At 59.9% G+C, this 22426-nt stretch carries 19 protein-coding genes and 1 tRNA gene; 13 read left to right on the top strand and 7 right to left on the bottom strand.

Annotated elements, in window-relative coordinates:
• Window positions 1-8: 8 nt before the first annotated feature.
• Window positions 9-1838 (bottom strand): hypothetical protein, encoded by a 1830-nt coding sequence (locus P12x_RS19060; protein WP_435006170.1) that lies wholly within the window; start codon window positions 1836-1838, stop codon window positions 9-11.
• A 416-nt stretch (window positions 1839-2254) separates the two neighbouring features.
• On the opposite strand from P12x_RS19060, the gene P12x_RS19055 reads away from it, so the two are divergent.
• The 3 genes from P12x_RS19055 to P12x_RS19045 are packed head-to-tail and all read left to right on the top strand — an operon-like array spanning window position 2255 to window position 5041.
• Window positions 2255-2575 carry a tetratricopeptide repeat protein gene (locus P12x_RS19055; protein ID WP_435006169.1) on the top strand — a complete coding sequence of 107 codons (321 nt, stop codon included), beginning with the start codon at window positions 2255-2257 and terminating at the stop codon, window positions 2573-2575.
• Between the two features lie 28 nt (window positions 2576-2603).
• Window positions 2604-3923, top strand: coding sequence for a M20 metallopeptidase family protein (locus P12x_RS19050; protein ID WP_435006168.1), 1320 nt, complete (start codon window positions 2604-2606; stop codon window positions 3921-3923).
• Window positions 3920-5041: a D-TA family PLP-dependent enzyme gene (locus P12x_RS19045; RefSeq protein WP_435006167.1), complete on the top strand. Its 1122-nt coding sequence runs from the start codon at window positions 3920-3922 to the stop codon at window positions 5039-5041. The genes P12x_RS19050 and P12x_RS19045 overlap by 4 nt, the downstream gene beginning before the upstream one ends.
• Before the next feature lie 28 nt (window positions 5042-5069).
• Here P12x_RS19045 and P12x_RS19040 read toward each other — a convergent pair whose 3' ends face one another.
• Entirely contained in the window at window positions 5070-5345 is a 276-nt protein-coding gene (locus tag P12x_RS19040; RefSeq protein ID WP_435006165.1) for a hypothetical protein, read from the bottom strand.
• A 585-nt stretch (window positions 5346-5930) separates the two neighbouring features.
• Between P12x_RS19040 and P12x_RS19035 the strand changes: the two genes are divergently transcribed.
• Entirely contained in the window at window positions 5931-7214 is a 1284-nt protein-coding gene (locus P12x_RS19035; RefSeq protein ID WP_435006164.1) for an IS701 family transposase, read from the top strand.
• Between the two features lie 118 nt (window positions 7215-7332).
• On the opposite strand, the gene P12x_RS19030 is transcribed toward P12x_RS19035, so the two are convergent.
• The 3 genes from P12x_RS19030 to cnbZ form a co-directional block, all read right to left on the bottom strand.
• Window positions 7333-7980, bottom strand: coding sequence for a response regulator (locus tag P12x_RS19030; protein ID WP_435006163.1), 648 nt, complete (start codon window positions 7978-7980; stop codon window positions 7333-7335).
• 982 nt (window positions 7981-8962) lie between these two features.
• Window positions 8963-9049, bottom strand: a tRNA-Ser gene (locus P12x_RS19025).
• A gap of 220 nt (window positions 9050-9269) precedes the next feature.
• Entirely contained in the window at window positions 9270-10025 is a 756-nt protein-coding gene (gene cnbZ, locus P12x_RS19020) for a 2-amino-5-chloromuconate deaminase CnbZ (RefSeq protein ID WP_435006162.1), read from the bottom strand.
• A gap of 154 nt (window positions 10026-10179) precedes the next feature.
• Between cnbZ and P12x_RS19015 the strand changes: the two genes are divergently transcribed.
• From P12x_RS19015 to P12x_RS18995, 5 genes are all read left to right on the top strand, one after another.
• Window positions 10180-11259 carry a sialidase family protein gene (locus P12x_RS19015; RefSeq protein ID WP_435006160.1) on the top strand — a complete coding sequence of 360 codons (1080 nt, stop codon included), beginning with the start codon at window positions 10180-10182 and terminating at the stop codon, window positions 11257-11259.
• A gap of 634 nt (window positions 11260-11893) precedes the next feature.
• Entirely contained in the window at window positions 11894-13351 is a 1458-nt protein-coding gene (locus P12x_RS19010) for a DUF1501 domain-containing protein (protein WP_435006159.1), read from the top strand.
• Between the two features lie 259 nt (window positions 13352-13610).
• Entirely contained in the window at window positions 13611-13895 is a 285-nt protein-coding gene (locus P12x_RS19005; RefSeq protein ID WP_435006157.1) for a DUF1501 domain-containing protein, read from the top strand.
• Window positions 13879-14592, top strand: coding sequence for a DUF1501 domain-containing protein (locus tag P12x_RS19000; RefSeq protein ID WP_435006155.1), 714 nt, complete (start codon window positions 13879-13881; stop codon window positions 14590-14592). Before P12x_RS19005 ends, P12x_RS19000 begins: the two co-directional genes overlap by 17 nt.
• Before the next feature lie 548 nt (window positions 14593-15140).
• Entirely contained in the window at window positions 15141-15689 is a 549-nt protein-coding gene (locus tag P12x_RS18995; protein ID WP_435006153.1) for a hypothetical protein, read from the top strand.
• 13 nt (window positions 15690-15702) lie between these two features.
• On the opposite strand, the gene P12x_RS18990 is transcribed toward P12x_RS18995, so the two are convergent.
• Window positions 15703-16560, bottom strand: coding sequence for a hypothetical protein (locus P12x_RS18990; RefSeq protein WP_435006151.1), 858 nt, complete (start codon window positions 16558-16560; stop codon window positions 15703-15705).
• Window positions 16561-16909: 349 nt separating this feature from the next.
• Here P12x_RS18990 and P12x_RS18985 point away from each other — a divergent pair, with 349 nt between their 5' ends.
• The 4 genes from P12x_RS18985 to P12x_RS18970 all read left to right on the top strand — a co-directional run bounded on the left by P12x_RS18985 (window position 16910) and on the right by P12x_RS18970 (window position 20858).
• Complete coding sequence (locus P12x_RS18985) at window positions 16910-17749, top strand: 2-phosphosulfolactate phosphatase (RefSeq protein WP_435006149.1); 840 nt, start codon at window positions 16910-16912, stop codon at window positions 17747-17749.
• A 78-nt stretch (window positions 17750-17827) separates the two neighbouring features.
• A complete protein-coding gene (locus tag P12x_RS18980) occupies window positions 17828-19381 on the top strand; it encodes a glycine--tRNA ligase (protein WP_435011693.1) in 1554 nt (517 codons plus the stop codon).
• Between the two features lie 101 nt (window positions 19382-19482).
• Window positions 19483-20331, top strand: coding sequence for a sugar phosphate isomerase/epimerase family protein (locus tag P12x_RS18975; RefSeq protein WP_435006147.1), 849 nt, complete (start codon window positions 19483-19485; stop codon window positions 20329-20331).
• The gene (locus P12x_RS18970; protein ID WP_435006145.1) at window positions 20328-20858 is read left to right on the top strand and encodes a hypothetical protein; all 531 of its coding nucleotides are present in this window, start codon (window positions 20328-20330) and stop codon (window positions 20856-20858) included. Before P12x_RS18975 ends, P12x_RS18970 begins: the two co-directional genes overlap by 4 nt.
• Before the next feature lie 18 nt (window positions 20859-20876).
• Here P12x_RS18970 and P12x_RS18965 read toward each other — a convergent pair whose 3' ends face one another.
• Window positions 20877-21668, bottom strand: coding sequence for a hypothetical protein (locus P12x_RS18965; RefSeq protein WP_435006144.1), 792 nt, complete (start codon window positions 21666-21668; stop codon window positions 20877-20879).
• Window positions 21669-22426: the final 758 nt, after the last annotated feature.

The raw sequence follows: 22426 nt of genomic DNA, 5'->3' as shown, positions 1-22426 counted from the left end.
CCCCTCGATCAGGGCTTCTCGGCCGGGGACTCGTCCTTCTTTTCCTTGTTGTACATCCCGGGGCCTGTCGGGACCACGGTTGCCCTGATTTCTAGCGAGAACTTGTCGCCGATCTTCAGGTAACGAGTCTCGGTCTTGCCGGGATTCTTGAGGGCCGTTTCCAGGCTCGTCGAGGAGTCGAGGACCTTTGAACCCGCCGAATCATCGATGGTCAAGCCCAGGGCCATCCGGGCCGGAGCCGAGAGTGGAGTGTTGCTGCCCTTCTCGCGATCCGCCTTCGAGCAGGTCGCTTGATCGTTCTCGTTGAGAACCTGAATGTCGAATTCGGCGGGTGTCGCCGTGACGAAGAATTTACCTTCGTCCTCGCAACTCTCCTCCAGTACCGAAGCCAATACCTCGGCCAGTCGAACCATTAGCGGCCGATAAATCGCGTTGCTCGACACATCGGGAACGCCGAACTCGTGGCTCGTCCGGGCGAGATCCGCATCCCGGATCGGTTCGGAGACGATGTGCCGGGACTGTCCGCTGGGCTTATCGGGGTTGACCAGGTTGAGATCGGCCGAGGCGAGCGCCTCGGGCAGTGGGGGAAGGTCGATGACCTGACCGTCCTTATCGATGGCCTCGGGCGTGGTACGGGCGGGCAGGGGGGGGGAGGGAAGGCGAACGAACAAACCGGGTTTGGTCAGGTCCGAAGTCCCAAATTCCGGCCTAGGCGTCTCGAGGCCAGTCCGTGCCACCTGCACATCCGCAGACCCGGTCGAGACGTGGACCGACTGCGGGCTGGGCTGATAAGGCTCGGGATGGATCTGGTTCAGATCGGCCGAAGCCATGGCTTCGGGCAAGGGGGGCAGGTCGACGACCTGTCCTTGAGGATTCACCGCGATGGGCATCGATCGCGACGGGACGGGCGGCTTCTTCGGTCGGAAATCGGGCGAGAGCCAGGGATGCCCGCCTTCGAAGTGAGGATGGGTCATCGCCATCCCGGCGGGAGCGGGCTCGACCTCGATGACCGCAATTCGCTCGCGAACGGCGGCCTTGCCATTGGGCTCGGCCACGGTGTCCACACCGAGGCTTACCAAGAGGACGCCGTCCTTGGGGATCAGCCACTCCCCTTCGACCCGAGCATGCGAGATCTCGGGGATACTGTGCTGGACGGTAATCTTCTGACCTGGTTCTCCCAGCGTCTCGACCATTTCCACCTTGGAAAGGGCGTCCCCATCGCCGCGAATGCCGATGACTCGGAACTCACCAGTCAGCTTCAAGGAGACATTCTGGAAGAACTGGTTCAGGATCTCGCCCGTGGTCAGCTTCGAGTAGGCCGCCGGCCCATCGAGCTTCCGGACGGTCTCGGTCACATTGACGAAATGCATCGCCTTGATGTGGGACTCTTCGATTCGGATACGGCTGAGGACGCCCTGATCGAGCTTCCGGCCCGAGACGACTGCGTGAAAGCCTTCCTCGACGACGGCGACTTCCGGCTTCCAGGCGACGGCGGTCGCCTGATTGATCGGGCCGTCGGCCACCCGTTCCTCATGCCCGACGTAATGAGTCTTGGCCTGGAAGTCGACCTTGGTCTCGCCCGGATTGGTGCAGACGGGGGTGACCGTGGAGGTCAGGGCCTCGGCGGTCATTTTCTCGCCCAGGGCTCGATCGGCGGTCCAGATCGCCGAGGTCCCTTGTCGGGCGACGGGTTGGAGACGTGAGTAATAGGCCGATCGCCACTCCAGCCCGTTCATCGTCAGAATTCGGATCTGGCAAGAGATGGGCTCGTCGCCGGGCCCCGAGCCCGCACCGACCGCCGATATCGCCAGAGCGAGCAGACTCGATCCCGTTACCATGACTCGACCTCCATGCCTAGTCGCCGGCCTCCATTCCTTGGAGCCCGGTCCATCGGCGCGGGATGGTACTCGGGGCGACCTGGGGCGTCAACGGCGACTTGTCGGCAGGCAGACCCGAAAACTTGCGAAATTCCGATCGGGTCCCGGGAGAATCCCGAGTTGTCAACTCGCTCGATTCGCGAATGTGTATCAGATCTGTTCGACCGGTAAGCTTCCGGCGCCCACGGTTGGGTTCGTTTTTCTCGGGACCAAAACCTTCCCAGACCCTCCGATACGATTGGGTTCGTTTTTTCCCGGACATCGAGGCCAACCATCCTCCGGACCCTGGCGGATCGCGGCTCCGACCCCCTAGAATGGGTTTGTTTCCGAGGTCCGTCAGAAGATGCGATGCGGACCCCTTTGCCGGAGCCCTGCCGATGCCGACCCCCGACCAACTTTATGACCAGGCCGTTGACCTTCGTGACGGCGGCGACAAGCCCGCCGCGATCGTCAAGCTCGAAGAAGCGATCGCCATCGACCCCAATTTCGCGATCGGCCACGGGATGCTAGCCAAGCTCTACGTGGATCTCGCCGAGACCGAGAAGGCGATCCATCACGCCAAGAAGGTGGTCGAGATCGAGCCCGACGACACCTTCAGCTATACGGCCCTCTCGGTCATCTACCAGAGAGCTGGCAAGATCCCCGAGGCCGAGCACGCCAAGGCCCTCGCCTACAACAAGCAGCACGGCCTCGACTGATCCATTCCACCCTCGGGAGCGTCGAATCATGAAGCGCGTTCGATTCGTTATGGCCCTGACGGCCGCATGTCTGGCCGGGTCCATGACGCGGGCCAGCGAGAAGGATGCCTGGTTCGACAAGAATCGAGAGGAATTGATCGCACTCTACCAGCACTTCCACAGCCACCCCGAGCTGTCCTATCAAGAAGTCGAGACCGCCCAGCGGCTCGCGGAGGAGTTGAGGAAGGCGGGTGCGGAGGTGACCACACACGTCGGCAAACTAGGCGTGGTTGGGGTCCTTCGGAACGGAGAAGGCCCGACAGTCCTGATCCGATCGGACCTGGACGCCTTGCCGGTCACCGAGGCGACCGGGCTGCCCTACGCCAGCAAAGTCGTCGTCCAGAGCGACTCCGGTGTCCCAGTCGGTGTGATGCACGCGTGCGGCCACGACGTTCACATGACCAGCCTGGTTGCCACCTCTCGATGGCTGGCCGACAACAAGACGAAGTGGGCGGGCACCGTCGTCCTGATCGGTCAGCCGGCCGAGGAGAGGATCGGAGGGGCCAAGGAGATGCTTGCCGACGGGCTCTACGAGCGGTTCCCCAAACCCGACTATGCTTTGGCCTTGCACGTCACCCACAATCTGGAAGCCGGCAAGGTCGCCTACACCAGCGGCCCCGCGATGGCCAGCTCGACCTCGGTCGACGTGATCGTCAAGGGGAAGGGGGGGCACGGTGCGGCCCCGCACTCGACGGTCGATCCGATCGTCCTGGCCTCCTTGCTGGTCCTCGACCTCCAAACGATCGTCAGCCGCGAGGTCGACCCGATCCACTCGGCCGTTTTGACCGTCGGCTCGATCCACGGAGGGACCAAGCACAATATCATCTCCGACGAGGTCCGCCTCCAGCTCACCCTCCGGGCGTTCCGGCCCGAAGTGGGCGACCAGCTCGTCGAAGGGATCCGCAGGCGGGCCAAGGGACTGGCTGAAGCCCACCGGGCCCCAGCTCCCACCGTAACCGTCGGCGAGAATACCCCGCCGACGATCAATAGTCCCGAACTGGTGGCCCGGGTCGTCCCCTTCCTGGCCGATGAGCTAGGCAGCCCCAATGTCGAGACGGTCGAGCCGGTCATGGGTGCCGAAGACTTCGGTTTGTTCAGCCAGGGAGGCGTCCCGATCTTCATGTTCCGCCTGGGGACGATCCCCCCCGCCAGGATCGCCGAGGCCGAGGCGAAAGGGGAAACCCTCCCTTCGCTCCATTCCGCCCTGTACCAACCAGACCCCATCCCCAGCCTCAGGACCGGGGTCCGGGCCATGACCGCCGCCGTCGTCGGCCTGCTGCCGCCCTCTTCGGAGAAATCCGACCGATGATGTTGATCGAACCCCGCTATCCGATCGCCAGGCCCGAAGAACTCTTGAGCCCATCCCTGCTGATCTTCCGCGACCTGGTCTGTGACAACCTCCGAGCGATGATCGAGATCGCGGGCGATCCGGAGCGACTCCGCCCCCACGTCAAGACGCACAAGATGCCCGCGATGATCCGACTGGTCGAATCGATGGGCATCCACAAGCATAAGTGCGCCACCATAGCCGAAGCCGAGATGGTCGCCTCTTCGGGCGGGAAGGATGTCCTGATCTCATACCCGATCGTCGGCCCGAATCTCCAACGACTCGCCCGATTGATCGAAGCGTACCCCGATACCACATTTCGCGCGACGGTCGACGACCCCGACATCGCCCGCGCCCTCTCCGCCGCGATGGCTTCCATAAAACGACCTCTGCCCGTCCTGATCGACCTGGAAGTGGGGATGGGACGGACCGGGATCTCCACGGACGACAACGCCGAGGCGCTCTATAGACTCGTCGATTCGCTGCCTAATCTGGTCACCGATGGCCTTCATGCTTATGACGGCCATGTCCGCGACCTGGACCTGGAAGATCGCCGAAGATCGGCCGCGCCTGGCCTCGAGGCGATCCATCGGCTCCGAGATCGGCTCATCGCCGATGGACTCTCGGTGCCACGCCTCGTCCTGGGCGGTACGCCCACATTCCCGATCCACGCGGCCGTGAAGACCCCGGGAGTCGAATGCTCGCCCGGGACCACGGTTTTCTACGACGCTGGCTATGCCGCCAAATTTCCCGACCTACCCTTCACCCCGGCGGCGATCCTCTTCACGCGAGTCGTCAGTCGGCCTCGACCGGGTCGAGTTTGCCTCGATCTGGGACATAAAGCCGTCGGGGCCGACCCGGCCGGGGCCCGCCTGGTGCTTCTCGGGCTACCAGACGCCACCCTGGGAGGGCAGAGCGAGGAACATCTCGTGGTCGAGGCCCCGGGAGCCGACGCCCTCGTGCCGGGTACCCCCCTGCTAGCGATCCCTACCCACGTCTGCCCGACCTGTGCCCTCCACTCCTGGGCCTATGTCCTCGAAAAGGGAGAGGTCGTCGATCGGTGGGAGGTCACCGCTCGAGCGCGGGTAATCGAGATCTAACGGATAGAATCAACACCATCCGGCCACTTCAGCGATCGAGGCGGACGAAAACGACTCCATTTGTCACGCAAATATCCATCGTCTTGGCCGGAACGATGGGCATCTGAATCTCTATATAAACATTTTCATCGTCCTCCCAGCGGTTCACCAGGGTGTCTCGGCTGGCCCCTGGCTTGATGTCACCTTCGAGGCCCCGCATGATCCCTCCGAGGAGCCGAATCAGACTATCTTGATCGATCCCGGGGTCGATCCGAAAGTCGGGCTGGTCACGGAGTGACATCTTGGGAGATTTGTCGAGACGCATCGAGGTGTATTCCTTTTCCATCAGGATCCCGACTCTCAAACATCACCCGTCCACGAACGAACCAGATTCAAGGCCCCGAGAGATCGATTTGGTCAAGTTCGCGAATCGATCTGCCCTGCCCGAAGAACAGTCACTGATTCGACGACGACTCGAATCTCGAGTTCTTGAACGATTACAGGCGTTTCCGGGATCTCTCTTGTAGATACGGCACCTTCGCCGTTCAGCGGGACTATCACGCCCTTGGGAGCTTTGTACGGATCCGAGCAGCGATAATCGAGGCGATCTGAAACGGGATCAGCCGGTCAGATCTCTCAAGCCAATTCGACCCACTCGCAACTCGAATCCAATGACCCCGAAGCAGTCGAAAATAAGATCGTGATGCGATTAAGATAGCATCGAATCGAGAATCCATCCTCCGGTTTTGACCCGAGAGTCCGACAGGGGTTTCCCGGAAGGCTTAACAGAAATTATTAAAAAAAATCAGACTCTCCGTTAATCGATCGGAGGAGATCTTTTCTGCTCATTCTTTAGTACTACTCCGTTATCTGATACGAACGGAACGCCTGGCCGGTTCGTATGCAGGGTATGAATCGCACCTATACCCCCGAACTCGCACCCGAAGTCCTCGAACGGCTCGACGCCTACGCCGCCCGTTTCCGCGACGACTTCAACCGGCCCCGACAGGCCCAATACTCCGGCGTCTACCTCCAGGGACTGATCCTCGACGGCGACCGCAAGAGCATCGAGCCGCTCTCGCGCAAGGTCACCCTCCCGACCGGCCTGGTCGTCGCCGACCTCGACCAGGCCCTCCAGCAGTTCATCGGCCAGAGCACCTGGGACGAGATGGCCGTCTGGAAGCGTCATCGCTCCGTCATGGCCGAGACTCTCGCTTCTCCGGCCGGCATCTTCGTCATTGACGATACGAGCTTCCCCAAGCAGGGCAAGCTCTCCGTCGGTGTGCAGCGTCAGTACTGCGGGGCCCAGGGCAAGAAGGCCAACTGCCAGGTCGCTCCCTCGGTTCATTACGTCGCCCCGAAGGGCCACTACCCGCTGGCGATGCGACTCTACCTGCCCGAGGTCTGGCTCGATGACTCCAAGCGGCTCGACAAGGCGGGCGTGCCCCGGGAGCAACGACGAGCACTGACGAAGGGCCAGATCGCCCTGGAGCTTCTCGATCTGGTGCGGGCCGAGGGGTTGCCCGGCCGGCTCGTGGTGGCCGATGCCGGCTACGGCGTCTCCGGGCTCTTCCGAGAGGGGTTGGCCGAGCGCGGCCTGTCCTACATCGTGGGCGTGACCGACGAGATGGTGGTCTCCACCGAGGAGCCGTCGTGGGAGGTCCCCGGGCCGGCGATCCGACCGCCGGGGTCCGGCGGGCGGCCGCGACGGCGATCACGACTGAAGGCCGGCACCCCGAAGCCGGTGAGCCTGCGAGAGTTGGCCGCCTCGACACCGCTGCGGAAGGTGACCTGGCGCGAGGGGACCAAGGGGAAGCTGTCGGGCCGCTTCGCCTGGCTTCGGGTCTGGCCCGGCGGGGGCTGGGCCACCGGCGAGTGCGCCGGGGCCGAGCCGGTCTGGCTGCTGATCGAGGAGCAGGCCGACGGCAAGATCAAGTACGCCCTCTCGAACCTGCCGGGCCGAACCAGCCGGATCAAGGCGGTCCGGCTCTGGAAGAGCCGCTGGCCGGTGGAGCAAGGTTATCAGCAGATGAAGGAAGAACTCGGATTGGACCATCACGAGGGGCGTTCCTGGCGTGGCTTTCATCATCACGCCTGCCTGGTGATGCTGGCCTTCGGGTTCCTGGCGTTGGAGCGAGAACGCGAGGAACGAGACCCGGCCCGGCCGGGAAAAAGGGGGGGACCCGCCCGGTGATCACGGTGCCGGCGATCCGCCGTGCCTTGCAGAGGCTGCTGGCCCCGATCTGTCGGCACAATTGCCCCTATTGCAAGGATCGCTCATTGCAATTGCCGTTGATATTAACGGAGTAGTATTAGGAGTCGATCAACCCGACACGAATCGCGTATCGGACCAGGCCGGCCACCTCGTGGATGTCGAGCCGGTACATCAACTGAGTCCGGTGGGTCTCGACCGTCTTGACGCTGATGCCGAGTTTTCGGGCGATCGCCTTGGTGCTGTGACCCTCCGCGATCAATCGAATTACCTCGATCTGGCGATGGGTGAGCCCGCCTTGATGTCCCGCATCTCCGTCCAGAAGCCTTCGATAATCACTGATCAAAGAATGCGTGATCGATGGACTAAGGTACGTCTCGCCGCGAGTGACGGCCCTCAAAGCGAGGCCGAGTTCCTCGGTATCCGAGTCCTTGAACAGATACCCCTTGGCTCCCGCCAAGATCGCGCGACGGATGTATTCTTCGTCCCGATGCATCGACAGGATAAGAACCTTGGTGTCCGGATGATTTTGCGAGACTCGCTCGGCGAGTTCCAGCCCACCGAAACCCGGCATCACGATACCCACGAGGAGAACGTCCGGGTGATGAGCCTCGACAAGTGCCATAGCGGACAGACCTCCTGAGGCCTCACCGACGGCGAGTATTCCCGGAATTTCCTTCAATAACGCCCGAATCCCCGCCCTGAACAAATTATGATCGTCGACGATGACGACCCGGATCGATTCCATCGCACAGTCCTCGGCCAATTATCACGATGAGCAATTGCCCCGGAACCCCACCAACACTTCATCGATTATCATCACCTATTAAAGCTAGCACAAAAACACTCGACAATTTACAACAACCATGAAATCACTTACTCTAAAGCGATAGTCTACTCCACCAGACCGCGACCGGGATCTCGAATCGCCGCTCCGATTGGAGGTATACCAGGGCAATTGCCACCGAATATCCAATTAGAAAATGAACTATCTCAGGAATGACGATACAACGATTGTTGGTGGCTTCTCGGCCACATCAGGATGCCAACGCTTTGCTCGAGTATCCGACCGATCCGGGCGACTGAGCGGATCGACCCCAGGTTCCGACGAACACATGCGCCACCAGCCCCTCGACTGAAGAAGACCATTCAGACACGAAGAAACGAAGATGTATTCTCGAACGAGATCGAAAGTCGGAGAAGAATTTCACGGCCGGGCTTGTTCGGCCAATCTTCGAGCGTCAGAACTTAGAATTCCGACGAGAACCAGCCAGCCAGCCGATCATGCCTGCCATTCTCGATGACGGCTTTTACCCGTGAGATCGGGATGGATTGATTCAAGTCGTAAAACTTCGATCAATGGCTCTACACAGAGTAATCGAACCAGGACACATATCCCAAAAAAATTCGGACGATCGTGACGATCACCAGTAATCCAGTGAAACCAATTCCGGGAGAATCCTGAACGATCCTGAAGATCGCCCTCTCACTTCAATTTCGACAAGCAGACCGAGAGTGATCTCAGCGCCAATCGAGATACGAGAAGACGAGCCGGATAAAAAAGAGAATCGTGATATGCGACGAGGGTGGCTTCAGGACAATCATCGAGGTCCCTCCATGAATCAACATGAGAGAGAACTGGTAAATCACCCGCGTCGGTAGGTGGCAAGGGGCGTCCGATGAAGTCACCGGAATGTGGCAAGCGAGGAAAGAACTGAAAATACTGGCAGCGGAGAGGGCGGGATTCGAACCCGCGGTACCTGTGACAGTACACGGCATTTCCAGTGCCGCACCTTCGGCCGCTCGGTCACCTCTCCGTAATCTAACTTGGCTGAAACAAGATACTTATGCTTTGTCAGTTTGTAAAGCCCATTTCGATTCGAAATCAAATCCGAGAAAGTTACTCGCGCTCTACCTCGGGCCTATAAGACGCTCATCATACGAAATGGTACCTTACTCATGCAAGGGACGAGGGCGACCTCGACCATTCGTTCGTCAAGACCGCCGCCATTTCGACGATGGTTCAGGCATCTGGTTTCAACCGATTCGCAGCTCGGTCCGAACGCCACGAAGGTCCATTTCATATTCGATATCAACGATCGGTGGACGACTGTAGAACCACCGAATCCCGTGTCCCCCCGAGGTCCCGCTCCGCGACAAGATGACCTCGGGGAGGATGCGGTCCAATGGATGAATCGTGTAAACGTCGATCGCGGTCGCTTGGTCCCACTGGCAGCCCAGACCGAGGAGTCGCCGCTCCATCAGGTCCATCACGAACCTCGCCTTGGTTTCGAGACCTTCCGGCGATAGGTCCCCGGCACATATGATTCCCTCGGGTGCCAGGATTCCCTCGGGAAGCTCCCCGGCTCCGGCAACGACGAAGGTCGGCGAGAGCGAGGAATCACTGGGCCTGGAGTACGAGAACCCATAGAGCATCGGCTCCAGGGGAGGATTCAAGGCGGGGGCGACGTTCGTCCGGGCCACTGGATTCGCGCCCTCGACGAACAATCCCCACCCTTCCAGGATCCTGGCATAGTTCCGATTGAATTCTGCGAATCCCTCGAAACTGAATGGACTGGGAGATCGGAGTTCGATACCGCAGAGGGCCTGCTTCGATCGACCTGACTCGTTCAGATGTTTTTCGATGACCAGGAAACCAGTGAGGTAAGGCACGGGAATCTGGAGAGTCACGTGGACGATCTCGAAACCCGGAACGGAGGCCACTCCGCAGGAATAGGGGGCGATCCCCGGCAGGAAGCGGTAGTCACCACGCGGGTGATCGATCAGTGGCATTCGAGGAACTCCTATTCCGGGCTTCGTCCGATGGTTATTCGGGTTGACCGAGCGAAATCGACGGGCCGTCGCCACGTGTCTTTCGTTCGGATAGATTACACGACCGGTCGGAAAGCCCAAGCGATTCCTCAAATCAATGCCCAGGAGATTTTCGATGAAAAAGCAGCCCGGCTGGGCGAAAAGCCTCGTGATCCTGATGCTTGGGATTGCCTCGACCTCAGCCGACGCCGGGGAATTCCAGATCCGGAGGGTATTCGGTCCCGAGATCGCCACCGGTCCTTATAAACACCCCGCCTGCATGACTGAGTTGGATAACGGAGACCTTTATCTCGTTTACTACGGCGGCCAAAGAGAATATGCCACCGATACCGCCGTCTACGGCTCGCGATGCAAGAAGGGGGAAAATCAGTGGTCGACACCGGAGACAATCGCCCATGATCCCCTCAGGTCTGTCGGCAATGCCGTCGTCTGGCAAGCGCCAGATCGCCTTGTCTGGCTCTTTTATGTGGTCCGCGATGGTTCAACATGGTCCACCTCCCGGATTCAGTTCAAGGTATCCGGTGACGGTGGAAGAAGTTGGTCGGATGCCTCTGTACTATCGCTCGGGGCTGGCACGATGGTCCGTAATCGCCCGATCGTATTGCTGGATGGCGACTATCTCCTGCCGGCCTATCGGGAGACGGGAAGTAATACGGAGCGGGTTGGACCGGAAAGCACCTCGTTTTTTTTCCGATTCAAAAAGAAGGAATCAGCCTGGGTCGAGAGCGGCCCGATTCGCTCGTCCACGGGAAATATTCAGCCTGCCGTGGTGGAGATCGGTGAGGGCCACCTGATCGCCTATTGCCGACGAGGTGGTGGATACGGCGCCGATGAGGAGGGCTTCTTGATTCGAGCCGAATCGAAGGACGGCGGTCGAACCTGGTCCGAAGGTCGGGACTCTCAATTTCCGAATCCCAATGCCGCGGTGGACTTCCTCAAACTTGAGAGTGGCCGACTCCTCCTGATTTACAACGATAGCATGAACCGTCGGACACCCTTGACGATAGCCCTGTCCCCCGACGACGACCGTTCCTGGACGGTTCGGAGGAATATCATGGAGGGACCGGGCGATTTTGCCTACCCCTCCGCCTTCCAGGCTCGCGACGGCAAGATCCACCTTGTTTACACCTCGGATCGCCGAACCGTGATCAACCACGCAATCTTCGACGAGGAGTGGGTTGCCGGTAAGCCCTGAAGAAAGCGCGTGGATCGGGAGCCCGGCCGATCCATACCCTGAATCCTTGGAGAGAAGAGACTGGCGACGACATCGCCTTCGGAGATCGCCGTTCAGATTCCCCGAATCCTCACCGTTAGCCCAGTGTCTTCTGTCCCAGCCCACCACCGAGGAATGATCCAGCCATCCGGATGGACACCAACATTGATTACCTCGATCAGCTTCTGCAAACTATCTCATTAGTTAAACTCCTCCAATGTCACCGACTGACCTGCCGATTTCAAGGCTAAGGAGGGATCGGCCTCGGTTCGTCCACCTCACGACCGGAGTAGCATTTGCGGTGATATACGGCGTTGGAGAGTGTGAAAATGAATCGTGTTGGGTTGATTTAACTGATTGGATATCGGTACCGACCGACCGCAATATCGCCGTCCTGTTCGCCATCCGCAATCCGGGCCTGTGATTCTTTCTCACGAGGATTACATCCTGGTATATGGAGCATCCCCCAACGAGCGGGAAATCTCCGACTTTGCAATTCCAGGACGGACTGGCAGCTCTGTCAAACCTGACGTAAGATCACGCTCAAAGATTCTTCGACAATTGTATCGCAACAGGAGGCGAGGGATCTCTCCTGACTCGGAACGAGGGCGGTCCGATGAGTGATAGACGGGCTTACCGACACTCCCACCCCCACGCCTTTGCCGGGCTCAATCCGTTGGATCGGGAAGGGTTGGTCGTCCGAAGCCGTCGGAACATGCTCAAGGCGGGGCTAGCGGGGCTGGCCGGGCTGAGCTTGCCCGACCTGCTTCGCCAGCGGGCCATGGCTACAGAGGCTGGTCGGCCCATTCGCGGGAACAAATCGGTGATCTTGCTCTGGATGGCCGGTGGGCCGAGCCAGATCGACACCTGGGACCCAAAGCCCGATCGGCCGCTTCAGAACCGCGGCCCATTTGGAGTCATTCCCACCAAGTTGCCCGGGGTGATCGTCTGCGAGCACTTGCCCAATCAAGCGGCCATGCTCGATAAGTTTACGCTGATCCGTTCGGTCGACTGCCGCCACAGCAATCATGAACCCAACAAAGTCTTCCAGACCGCCAACCTCGATGCTGCTCCTCGGATCAACCCTTCCGGCGACATGTACCCGGCCATCGGATCGATCATCGCCAAGCACCACGGGTCGAACCAGCCTGGATTACCCCCTTACGTTGCGTTCCAGACATCTCGAAGTCACATTGCCTACGCTGGATATCTGGGGCAGGAATACGACCCGTTCATCGCGAATCGCGCGACTCGACTCCCGATCTATTCCAACGTCGGGCTGGATACCGGACGATCAACCGGGGCCGACTTCTTCCAGCTTCCAATCGGGTTGAGCCAGGAAAGACTCATGGATCGCCGGGCCCTCCTGACCGACCTCGATCGGTTGAGTCGAGAGGTCGACCGGTCCGAGGCCATCGCATCGATGGATCGTCATGGTCGGGAAGCCATCGAGATGCTCGTCGGTCGCCGGGCCCAGTCGGCATTCGATCTTTCGAAGGAACCCGAATCGGTCCGTGACCGATATGGAAAGCACCTCTGGTGCCAGCAGGCGCTCCTGGCTCGACGATTGGTCGAGGCTGGGGTCGCCTTCGTCACAATCGACCTGAGTTACCATCCGTCCTCGGGCACCTGGGACAACCACGGTGATAACATCCCTCCTTATGGAGGGATCAGTAAGGGGCTCAAACCACTCCTACCGACCTTCGATCACCTGATTACCACACTCGTATCCGATCTGGAAGAACGAGGTCTCCTCGATGACGTCCTGGTGATCGCGATGGGTGAGTTCGGTCGGACACCGGTGATGGGCACCCAGGGCAGTACCGATGGCCGCAACCACTGGGCTGTCGTCATGTCCATGGCGATGGCGGGCGGCGGCCTGAAACACGGGCAAGTCATCGGATCGACCGATACCGACGGCGCCTATATCAAGGATCGACCGGTCACTCCGGGCGACCTTGCCTCGACCATCTATCGACACATGGGTCTCCCGCTCGACACGACCTATGTCGACGGCTCCGGACGACCTCGATTCATCGTCGATCAGGGAAGCCCCATCGCGGAACTCTTCTAATTAACGGCCCAAGGTTACGATTAGAATCAGTCCGACGAGCATAGGTTCACTCCTTGGAGATATCGTTCGAAGCCACGGCGGGAAAATTCCAGCAGTTTCAAACATCTCCGGATGGGGTTCGCCATGAGATCCCAGCAGTGCGCCGGGCCACTCCATAGTCGGGAATTCTCAAGTTTTGGAACCTTGGCCCGGAGGGCTTGGCCATTCCGACATATTCGCGGCGAGGACTCAGGCCAGTCGGCCCGACCTGGAGACTGCCTTGATCCGTTTCTGGATCTGGGGCGGCCCCGGCCACTTCGAGACTTACGACCCCAAGCCCGACGCACCTAGCGAGATTCGCGGCCCTTTCCGTCCCATCTCGACCAATGAACCCGGCCTTGACCTCTGCGAGTTGTTCCCGCTCCAGTCTGAACTCGCAGACGAGATCGCCCTCGTCCGATCTCTACATCACGAGATCTCGGCCCATAACGACGGGCCCATCGAGTTGCTGACCGGGCGATGGCCGCCGACTCGACGATCGCCGTGGGTTGCTTCGACCGTTTGATGACTTCCCGCGGATTCAGGAGGGAAGCTCGATCGAATCGGGCTATTCCTTCCGGGTTGAAGTCCTAAGGCTCTCGAATAACCCAAGAATCAGTTCCACCCTCGAGCTCACTTGCGAAGATCCCCGGCTGAGGGACCGATATGGTCGACATCTCTGGGGGCATAGTTGCTTACTGGCCCGTCGATTGGCCGAGGAGGGTTCCTCGGTCATTTCGATCGATGCCCTGGCGCCCTCGATTTCGGAACGCTATTTCAGCTGGGACGATCATATCAACGTTCAGACTCGATGGGATCTAGGCGACGCGATGAAACATCGGGCCCCTTTCATGGACCAGGCTCTTTCGGCATTGGTCGAGGACGTTTATGCCCGAGGACCGGATCGAAAAATAATAATCGTGACGGTCGGCGAGTTTGGACGAACGCCCCGGCTGACTCGGGCTGATGGCCTGTTCGGACGGGATCATTGGCCTTCCGCTCAATCCGCCCTGATCCGCCGTGGGGGGCTCAAAATGGGCCAGGTGATCGGATCGACGAACCGTCGAGGAGAATACCCCTCGGATCTCCCTTTAACGCCGAAGGTTCTCCTGGCTACGATCTACCGACATCTAGGGACTGATGATCGGGCAGAGTTCCTCGATACAACCGGGAGACCGGCCGCGATTCTCTCTGAAGGGGAACCGATTCGAGAGTTACTCTGAGATTGATTCCTCGAAATGTAATCGCCGCGAGGGGCGAATCAATTCCGGAGCGCGAATTGCAAATGCTCCGAGGACCAGGTCGGACGCGTCGCTGAAGCCGCCGGACCCTTTCCCGAGGGTCGTCCCGGCGGTACGATGCCCACAATCGTTTGCCCTGGGACCAGAAATGCGCCCGATTTCGAGTCGGGGACTCAACCCCAAACGCCAGCCTCTACACACGTTCGATCCAGGAGCCCGCCGACATGGCCTCGGACCCGAAAGCCTCCTCGAATTTGCCGTCTACCCCCCGAGAAAAGGGGGTACGGATTTTCACCTACCCCAAAATCATCTTCATCTTCCCGACCCTCATCATGTCCCTGATCTGCTGGATCGGAATGTGGTGGATCGGGGATCAGGATGCCAGCGCGAGCCATCTCAATAACGTGGGAGAAATTCAGCAGCCCGGGGACATTTCGGTTGCACAACCAGCCCAAAATCCCGTGTTGAACTCCCCGATCCCGAGTCAGCCTGACCCGAAACGCTTCCGCAGGACGGAGAATCTCCTCGGGATGATCTTCCTGGGAGTCTTCCTGTTCAACATGTTGATCCTTGCGATCGACTTTCCTCGATTCACGATCTTCGCGCTGATCCTGCTGGGGACGACAGTATTGTTCTTCCTCCTCTGGCTCGGGATGTTCGTCAGAATACTTGAGCCGTTGGAGCGACTTTTCCAGGGAGTGTACGTCCGCGCGAACGCTCAATTTTACTTCATGACTGCGCTGATTCTGTTGATCGTCTACGCCACGATATTCATCACGCGATGGCTCGACTACTGGGAGATCTTGCCCAACGAGATCCTCCACCACCACGGCCCACTCAGCGATCTTGAACGCTATCCGACGCTGAACCTGAAGTTCGACAAGGAGATTCCCGACGTCTTCGAACACCTGATGTTCGGTGCCGGGCGTCTGGTTTTGCACGTCTCGGACGAGCGAAAGGCGATCGTGCTCGACACCGTCCTGCACGTCTCCGCCAAGGAGGAATCGCTCAAGAAGTTGATGAGCCGCCTGGAAGTTCGCGTTACGACCGACCAGGAAGTCGCAAGATCCTTAGAATAATCGATTTCCGGGTTCAGGCCCCGTGTCCGGCCTTCCTGGCCGGCACGGGTGATCGGGAGATGATTGCCCTATTCGGGCCGGGGATCGCTGTCGAGTTTGCCAGCGGGAGGACCTCGCATGGTTCGCCCCGCTTCAACTCCTCCAGGATCTCCCCTTTCAGGATCTCTTCGAGGTCGCCCAATCTCCGGGCGACATAGGCCCCATCGAGGACCCTGTGATCGTAGATGATCTTGACAGTGACCTTGCCCGAAGCGTCGATCGGGCCGAAGGTGAGTGTCGTGGTCAGGGGAGAGAGCGGGTGGATTTGCTCGACCCCTCGACCACCGAGGGTCGTGACCCCGAAGGTCCCGAATCTCTTCGCCCGGGCCCGCCCCGAGACGTTCAGACTGGCCGACCAAAGGAAGCGACGGATCGGTGTCGGGAATCGGCTAACCCGGATCATCCTACGAAAGAACCCGATCTCATCCAGCGGGGCGTCCTTGAACTCGATCAGAGAGCGCTGAAGCTCTCCGATGGTCTGTCCTTCGGGCGCCCGGAACATCCCGAAAAAGACCCCCTCTTCGCCATCGAAGGTCCGCTCGATTGCCAGCGAGCAATTTGTCTGCGGATGCTCGTACATCCGGGCAGTCGGCCACTCCAGGAGGGCTCGTCGGAGCGGAGGGTGCTCCATCGCGACCTTCGCGTATGCTTTCATGAAGATGACCGACCAGGAAGGCCGGGCGGGATGGGCCTTGCGTGCGGCGAATAGCGACGAAACGTCCATCAGTCGACTGAGCGGGATCGATGGGACCCGACCAGCGAAGTGTAGTAAGTCGGCTATCAGCCGCCTTGGCACGGAAAGCGGGAACACGACTCCCTTCGGCTCGCGCATCCTTGCACCTCATCGAGTCGAAATCGGAATCCCCCAGGCTTACTCGACGCGCAGGCCCGGACGTGGCGGCAGTTAGCATTGGAGGTAAGCGGTAACCTACCGGAAAACGACTTCGTCGGGAAGCCGAAGTTGTCCCGTCCTTCCCGGTCAGAAATCCGGACTCCCCAACCTGCCTCCCGTCATGCCATAATCTTCGGATCGGAACCCAAGGGTCGGGAAAGATCGAGGCCCACGCGTCTCACTTTGGAAAGCTCGGTCGGCCGGTTGATGGCTTCGGATCGAGACCAGGTAACCCGTCGCTGGCGATTTGCCGTCATCCCGAATTCCATGCCGGAGGCAGTCGTTCTACATGTCGCACCGACCGTCGGTCTTTGCTCATCTACTGCCTGGCTTGATCCCTTCCGGGGCCTTGGAAGGCGGGGTGGCGGTGGTGATCGATATCCTACGGGCGACCACAACCATGATCCACGCCCTGGCCGCCGGCTGCGAATCGATCATTCCCTGCCTGGAAATCGAGGAGGCCCGCCAACTTTTCGGGAGGTATCCTCTAGGTAAGGCGATCCTGGCCGGAGAGCGAAGCGGACTGCCCATCGAGGGGTTCGACCTGGGTAATTCTCCATCCTCGTTCACTCCTGCCAGATGCTCCGGCAAGAGCGTGGTGATGACGACCTCCAACGGTACCCGCGCTATCATGGCCTCGATGAAGGCCGATCGGGTCTTGATAGGATCCTTCGTGAACCGACAGGCGACCATCCAGGCCTTGAAAGCCGACGGACGCCCGATCCATCTGATCTGCGCCGGTACCGAAGGGGAGATCAGCCTGGAAGACTCGATCTTCGCCGGATCGATCGCCGACGAGATGGATGCTTGGGGATGGGATCGGGCGGGGACCGCCGACGAAGGGAGGATGATCGCGTCGCCTTTGGCCAATGATCAGGCGGAGATCGCCGCGGCCCTCTGGAGGGAGACCGAGGCGATGATGGATGAGGGTGCCAGTTTGGCCGAGGCATTGGCCGACGGCCGAGGAGGCCGTAGGATCCTCGAAATCGACCTGCAGGAAGACCTCGAAGACGCCGCACAGATTGATCGATTTTCCTTCGCGGCAGAGTTGCTCCGCGACCCGACGCGTATCGTACCAGCGACGGATGGTTCCGGCCCAAGACTTCGACTTTTCAACGCGGGTGATTGATCCCACATTTTACCGATGCTATGACTCAGCGGGGTGGGCCCTGCCAAGGTCATGCCCCCTTCGAAAGGTGACGACGCGATGGACATGGACAAGTTGGTCTCGCTCTGCAAACGCCGAGGGTTCATCTTCCCTTCGAGCGAGATCTACGGTGGACTGAACGGCTTCTGGGATTACGGCCCCCTTGGGGTCGAGTTGAAGCGTAACATCAAGGACGCCTGGTGGCGCGACAACATCACCGCCCACGACGAGTCCCTCAAGCCGGAATCCGCCCCTTCCGCCTATTCGATGGTCGGACTTGATAGCTCGATCATCATGAATCCCAAGGTCTGGGAGGCCTCCGGACACGTCGGAGGCTTCAGCGATCCGATGGTCGATTGCCGATCGACCAAGGAACGCTATCGAGCCGACCAGATGTATGTCTTCGTCGCGCGCTTTCCCAGGCCGAACGAGAAGGGCGAGGCGGTCGAATCGTGGTTTTCCGGCCTTGGCGCCTCGCCCGATGATGCTGCGGAAGGACCGAAAAAGAAGATCGCGAAACTTGCCAGGCGCTTCGGAACTCCAGAGACTCCGCCCCACGTCATCCCTTATCTGGAAGTCTCCGCCGAGGATCGGGTCAAGGTCATCGGCCCATCCACCGACGAGCCCGGCACTTTGACCGAGCCCCGTTCGTTCAACCTGATGTTCAAGACCCACGTCGGCGCGCTCGAAAGCGAGTCGAATGTCGCCTACCTCCGCCCCGAGACCGCTCAAGGGATCTTCGCCAACTTCAAGAACGTGGTCGACACCGGCCGGGTCAAGCTACCATTCGGGATCGGGCAGGTCGGCAAGAGCTTCCGGAACGAGATCAATCCCCGGAACTTCACCTTCCGCTCTCGCGAGTTCGAACAGATGGAGATCGAGTTCTTCTGCAAGCCCGAGGAGGCGTCCGACTGGTACGCCTTCTGGCGGAAGGCCCGATTCCAGTGGTATGTCCAGCATGGTCTCCAGTCCGACCGACTCCGGCTCCGTGATCACGACCCGGATGAGCTGGCGTTCTATTCAACGGCTACCGCCGACATCGAATATGACTTCCCCTTCGGGATCAGCGAGTTGGAGGGGATCGCCCACCGAGGGGCTTACGACCTCGGTCAGCACCAGAAATTCAGCGGGAAAGACCTAACCTACTTCGACGAGGAGAAGAAGGAACGCTACCTGCCGCATGTGATCGAGCCCTCGGCCGGGGCCGATCGCGCGACCCTGGCTTTCCTCTGCGAAGCCTATCGCGAAGACGAGGTCGCCGGCGAGACGCGGACGGTTCTCAAGCTCCACCCCCGTTTTGCTCCGATCAAAGCAGCCGTCTTCCCGCTCGTCAAACGCGACGGGATGCCTGAGGCGGCGGAGAAGATCTATCGCGATCTCAAGAAGCAATTCAACGTGTTCCTGGATGAGAAGGGGGCGATCGGTCGACGCTATCGACGCCAGGATGAAGCGGGCACTCCGCTGGGCATCACCGTGGATGGGCAGACGATGACCGACGGGACCGTCACTTTTCGAGACCGAGATACCTGTCGACAATGGCGAGTCCCATCGGCCGGGGTCGTCCAGGCCGTACGCGACCTCCTCGACGGCCAACCGATCCCGGAGTCCGAGTGACCGGAGATCTCCGATTGAACATTACAGATTCGTTGGGTTTTATTTTGCTCGATCTGTAATCGAAAATCCGAGAGTCGCCCTTACCCGGAACGGAGCACGCGATGAGGCCATGCATCAGCCAGGCGACCACACTCAGTACCTCGTTCGAGGTGGACCTGCAGTCCTACGCTATGGCCGGCTGGCCGGCCCTGGAACTCTGGCTGACGAAGTTGGAGACGTTCCTGGAAACCCACCCGGTCTCCGAGGCTAAATCACTCCTCGAAGGCAATGGTCTCAAGCCGGTCGCCGCCTCATCACAAGGAGGCCTCCTACTTTCGGTCGGTCCCGAGCGTAAGGCCCACTTCGAGCTCTTTCATCGGAGGCTTGATCTCCTCCATCAGCTGGAAGTGCCAATCCTGGTGGTTGCCGCCGATTTCACGCGAGATGTCGCCCCCGAGGATTACGGACGGGCCTCGGCCTCATTGGCCGAGGCGTCCGAACTGGCGCGAGCAGCCAAAGTGCGCCTGGCCCTGGAGTTCCAGAAGGGGACGCAGCTCTGTGCCAGCCTCGATACGACGCTGGCACTCATCGCCCAATCAGGGGCCGAGGGTGTCGGCGTCTGTCTCGATCTCTTTCACTATTACACCGGGCCGAGCAAGTTCGAGGACCTGGCGTATCTCACCCCCGAGAACCTGGCCTGGGTCCAGGTCTGCGATCTTAGTGGAGTTCCTCGCGAACTGGCCGGAGACGCTGACCGGATCTTCCCGGGCGAGGGAGACTTCCTAATCGGTCCGATTCTCGATCATATCGCATCGATCGGCTACGACGGATATGTGTCGCTCGAAGTCCTCAACCCCCAGCTCTGGGCCATCACCGCCGATCGAGTGGCCGATGCCGGGCGTCAAGTGATGGATCGGCTCCTGTCGAAATGGGCTTCCTCGAATCGCGAAACATCGTGGGGCGTCTCGTGAGCCTCTCCGTTGCCGCCATTCAGCCACCGTCCGCCATCTACCGTGAAGAGCAGCGGTTCGGTTGGTGGATTTATGGATTACTTGCCCTGATCATGGGCATCTCGTGGTTGATTTTCCACGGGCAACAAAACCCCGGCGCACCTGTGGCTGGCCCTCATGCCCGAGATCTGTCGGTTGGATTCCTCGCCGGGCTTGTCCTCCCGCTCCTGTTCACCATCGGGCTCCTCCGGATGACCACGGTAGTGAACCCCTCCGAAATCCGAGTCTGGTTCGGCTTCGTCCCGACCTACCGCAGATCGATCCCGATCGGGACGGTCCGGCGAGTCGAAGTCGTCCAGTATCGACCGATCGCCGACTTCGGCGGCTGGGGTCTCCAACGCGGGAGAGATGGCGAAATTGCCTTGAATGCCCGGGGAAATCGAGGCGTGAGACTCCATCTGATCGACGGGTCGAGGATCCTGATCGGCAGCCAGAGGCCGGAGGATCTGGCCCTTGCCGTGGAGGGTGCTCTCCGAACAGGTGCCTGAATCGCCCACTGGAGGGACTCAGAGCACCGGACCGTTCGTGAATGGGCTCGAATTGAAACCGCCCGGCCATCGAGGATCTTCGACGGTTTTCAGATACCAGCGGACCAACAGCAGATGATCGGAGCGGAGCGGGCAGAATAGCCCCACGAAATGCGTGGAACTATCGACCCGGTAGTTCAAGACCCCAGGAACGGCCACCTCGTTCCCGAAGGCGCTCGGGCCGGGGCTCCAGTAGTTCTCCACGATCGGGGCCAGAGAACCGACCTCGAGCTCCTTGAAGATTAACGAGTGGTAATACGTTGCGGGATCAAGCAAGGTGATCTGGGCCACGGGCCTGCGCAAACCAATTGCCAGGTCGCGTGCGGCCGTGGTCACGACAATCCCGCCCACACTCTGACCGATCAGGTGAGTCCGAGCGGGATCGACACCGGCGGCCATCAGGTGCTGCGCCAGGGAGTGCCCCTGACGGACCGCCGCTTGAAGATTTACGCTAGGCCGAAGGCTTTCGCAGGTGGCGGCATTCCATTGCCAGGCAAGCAAGTTGATCGAAGCGCCGCCACGCCGGGAGAGTGAATCAGCGAACTCTTCGGCCATGCCGAAATGGACGAGCCGGGGAAGCGGATTGAACCCGTGGACGAAGACCACGGTGACGCGAGTAGGATCGGGAGCGTCGAAAGGGCGAGAGCCCGCCGAGTAATTTGCCATCAGCCCCCGAGCCGGATCTCCGCCTCGTCTCACCAGAGCCGGCCTGTGACCATCGGCGGCCAGCGTCGCGACAGCCGTGAGGATCACGGTGATCGCCGAAATCATGGTGTCGCCTCTCGGAGGGGTCTCGTCGGTCTTATGCCTATTCGATAGTGAAACTTTATATCATCTTCGGACCGATCGATCTAAAACTTCAAGATTTCGCGGATCCAACAAATCAGACGCGACTCAGTTGGCGATGATCCCTCGACTTTCGATCCGACGCCGTAAACTAGCAAGCCATTTCGAAAGATCGTCCGAGCCTCGAAATTCGAATGCTCGCTCCAGCACATTTATCGAGTTGAGTAGTTCTTGTGAGTCGTTTGGATCGACGGGATCCTTGAGCGTCCGCTGGGCCCGATAAGCAACGGCCCGAACCGATCGTGCGAGGGCAGCACCGTCAGGTATGACATTCCGTTCGTTTCTCATCCACTTCTCCTCCATAATTCAACTCGCGTCAGGCCTGCATCTCGCAGCGAAGGCGAAGTCTCTTAGACATCGCTGTTCGGAATGAGTTCACGGACTCGATCGGGCGCATCGGCGTTCAAACCACCCTAGGATGGATTCGAGATTCTGTCTCGATGGATCGGAAATCGATCGACCGTAGCCACGAGCGGTCGAGGGTCCCGCTCATAACGATTCAACGTGGCTAGACTTAGGTTGTTACTCGAATCTTTCGAACAGAAGTTCGTTCATCCCCATGGAAGTGATCCATCTCAATTGGGGGTCGAAATTCCCTTTGGAGGAGCTCGATAGAGCGACGGTGCCGAATTCTCGATCGAGCGTGCATACAGCTTCGAGTGGCAATCGTCCAATAATCGAAC

Source organism: Tundrisphaera lichenicola (assembly GCF_051175385.1).
Lineage (GTDB): Bacteria > Planctomycetota > Planctomycetia > Isosphaerales > Isosphaeraceae > Tundrisphaera > Tundrisphaera lichenicola.
The sequence above is the reverse complement of the archived record's forward strand: the minus strand, read 5'-3'. Positions and strand labels throughout refer to the sequence as shown.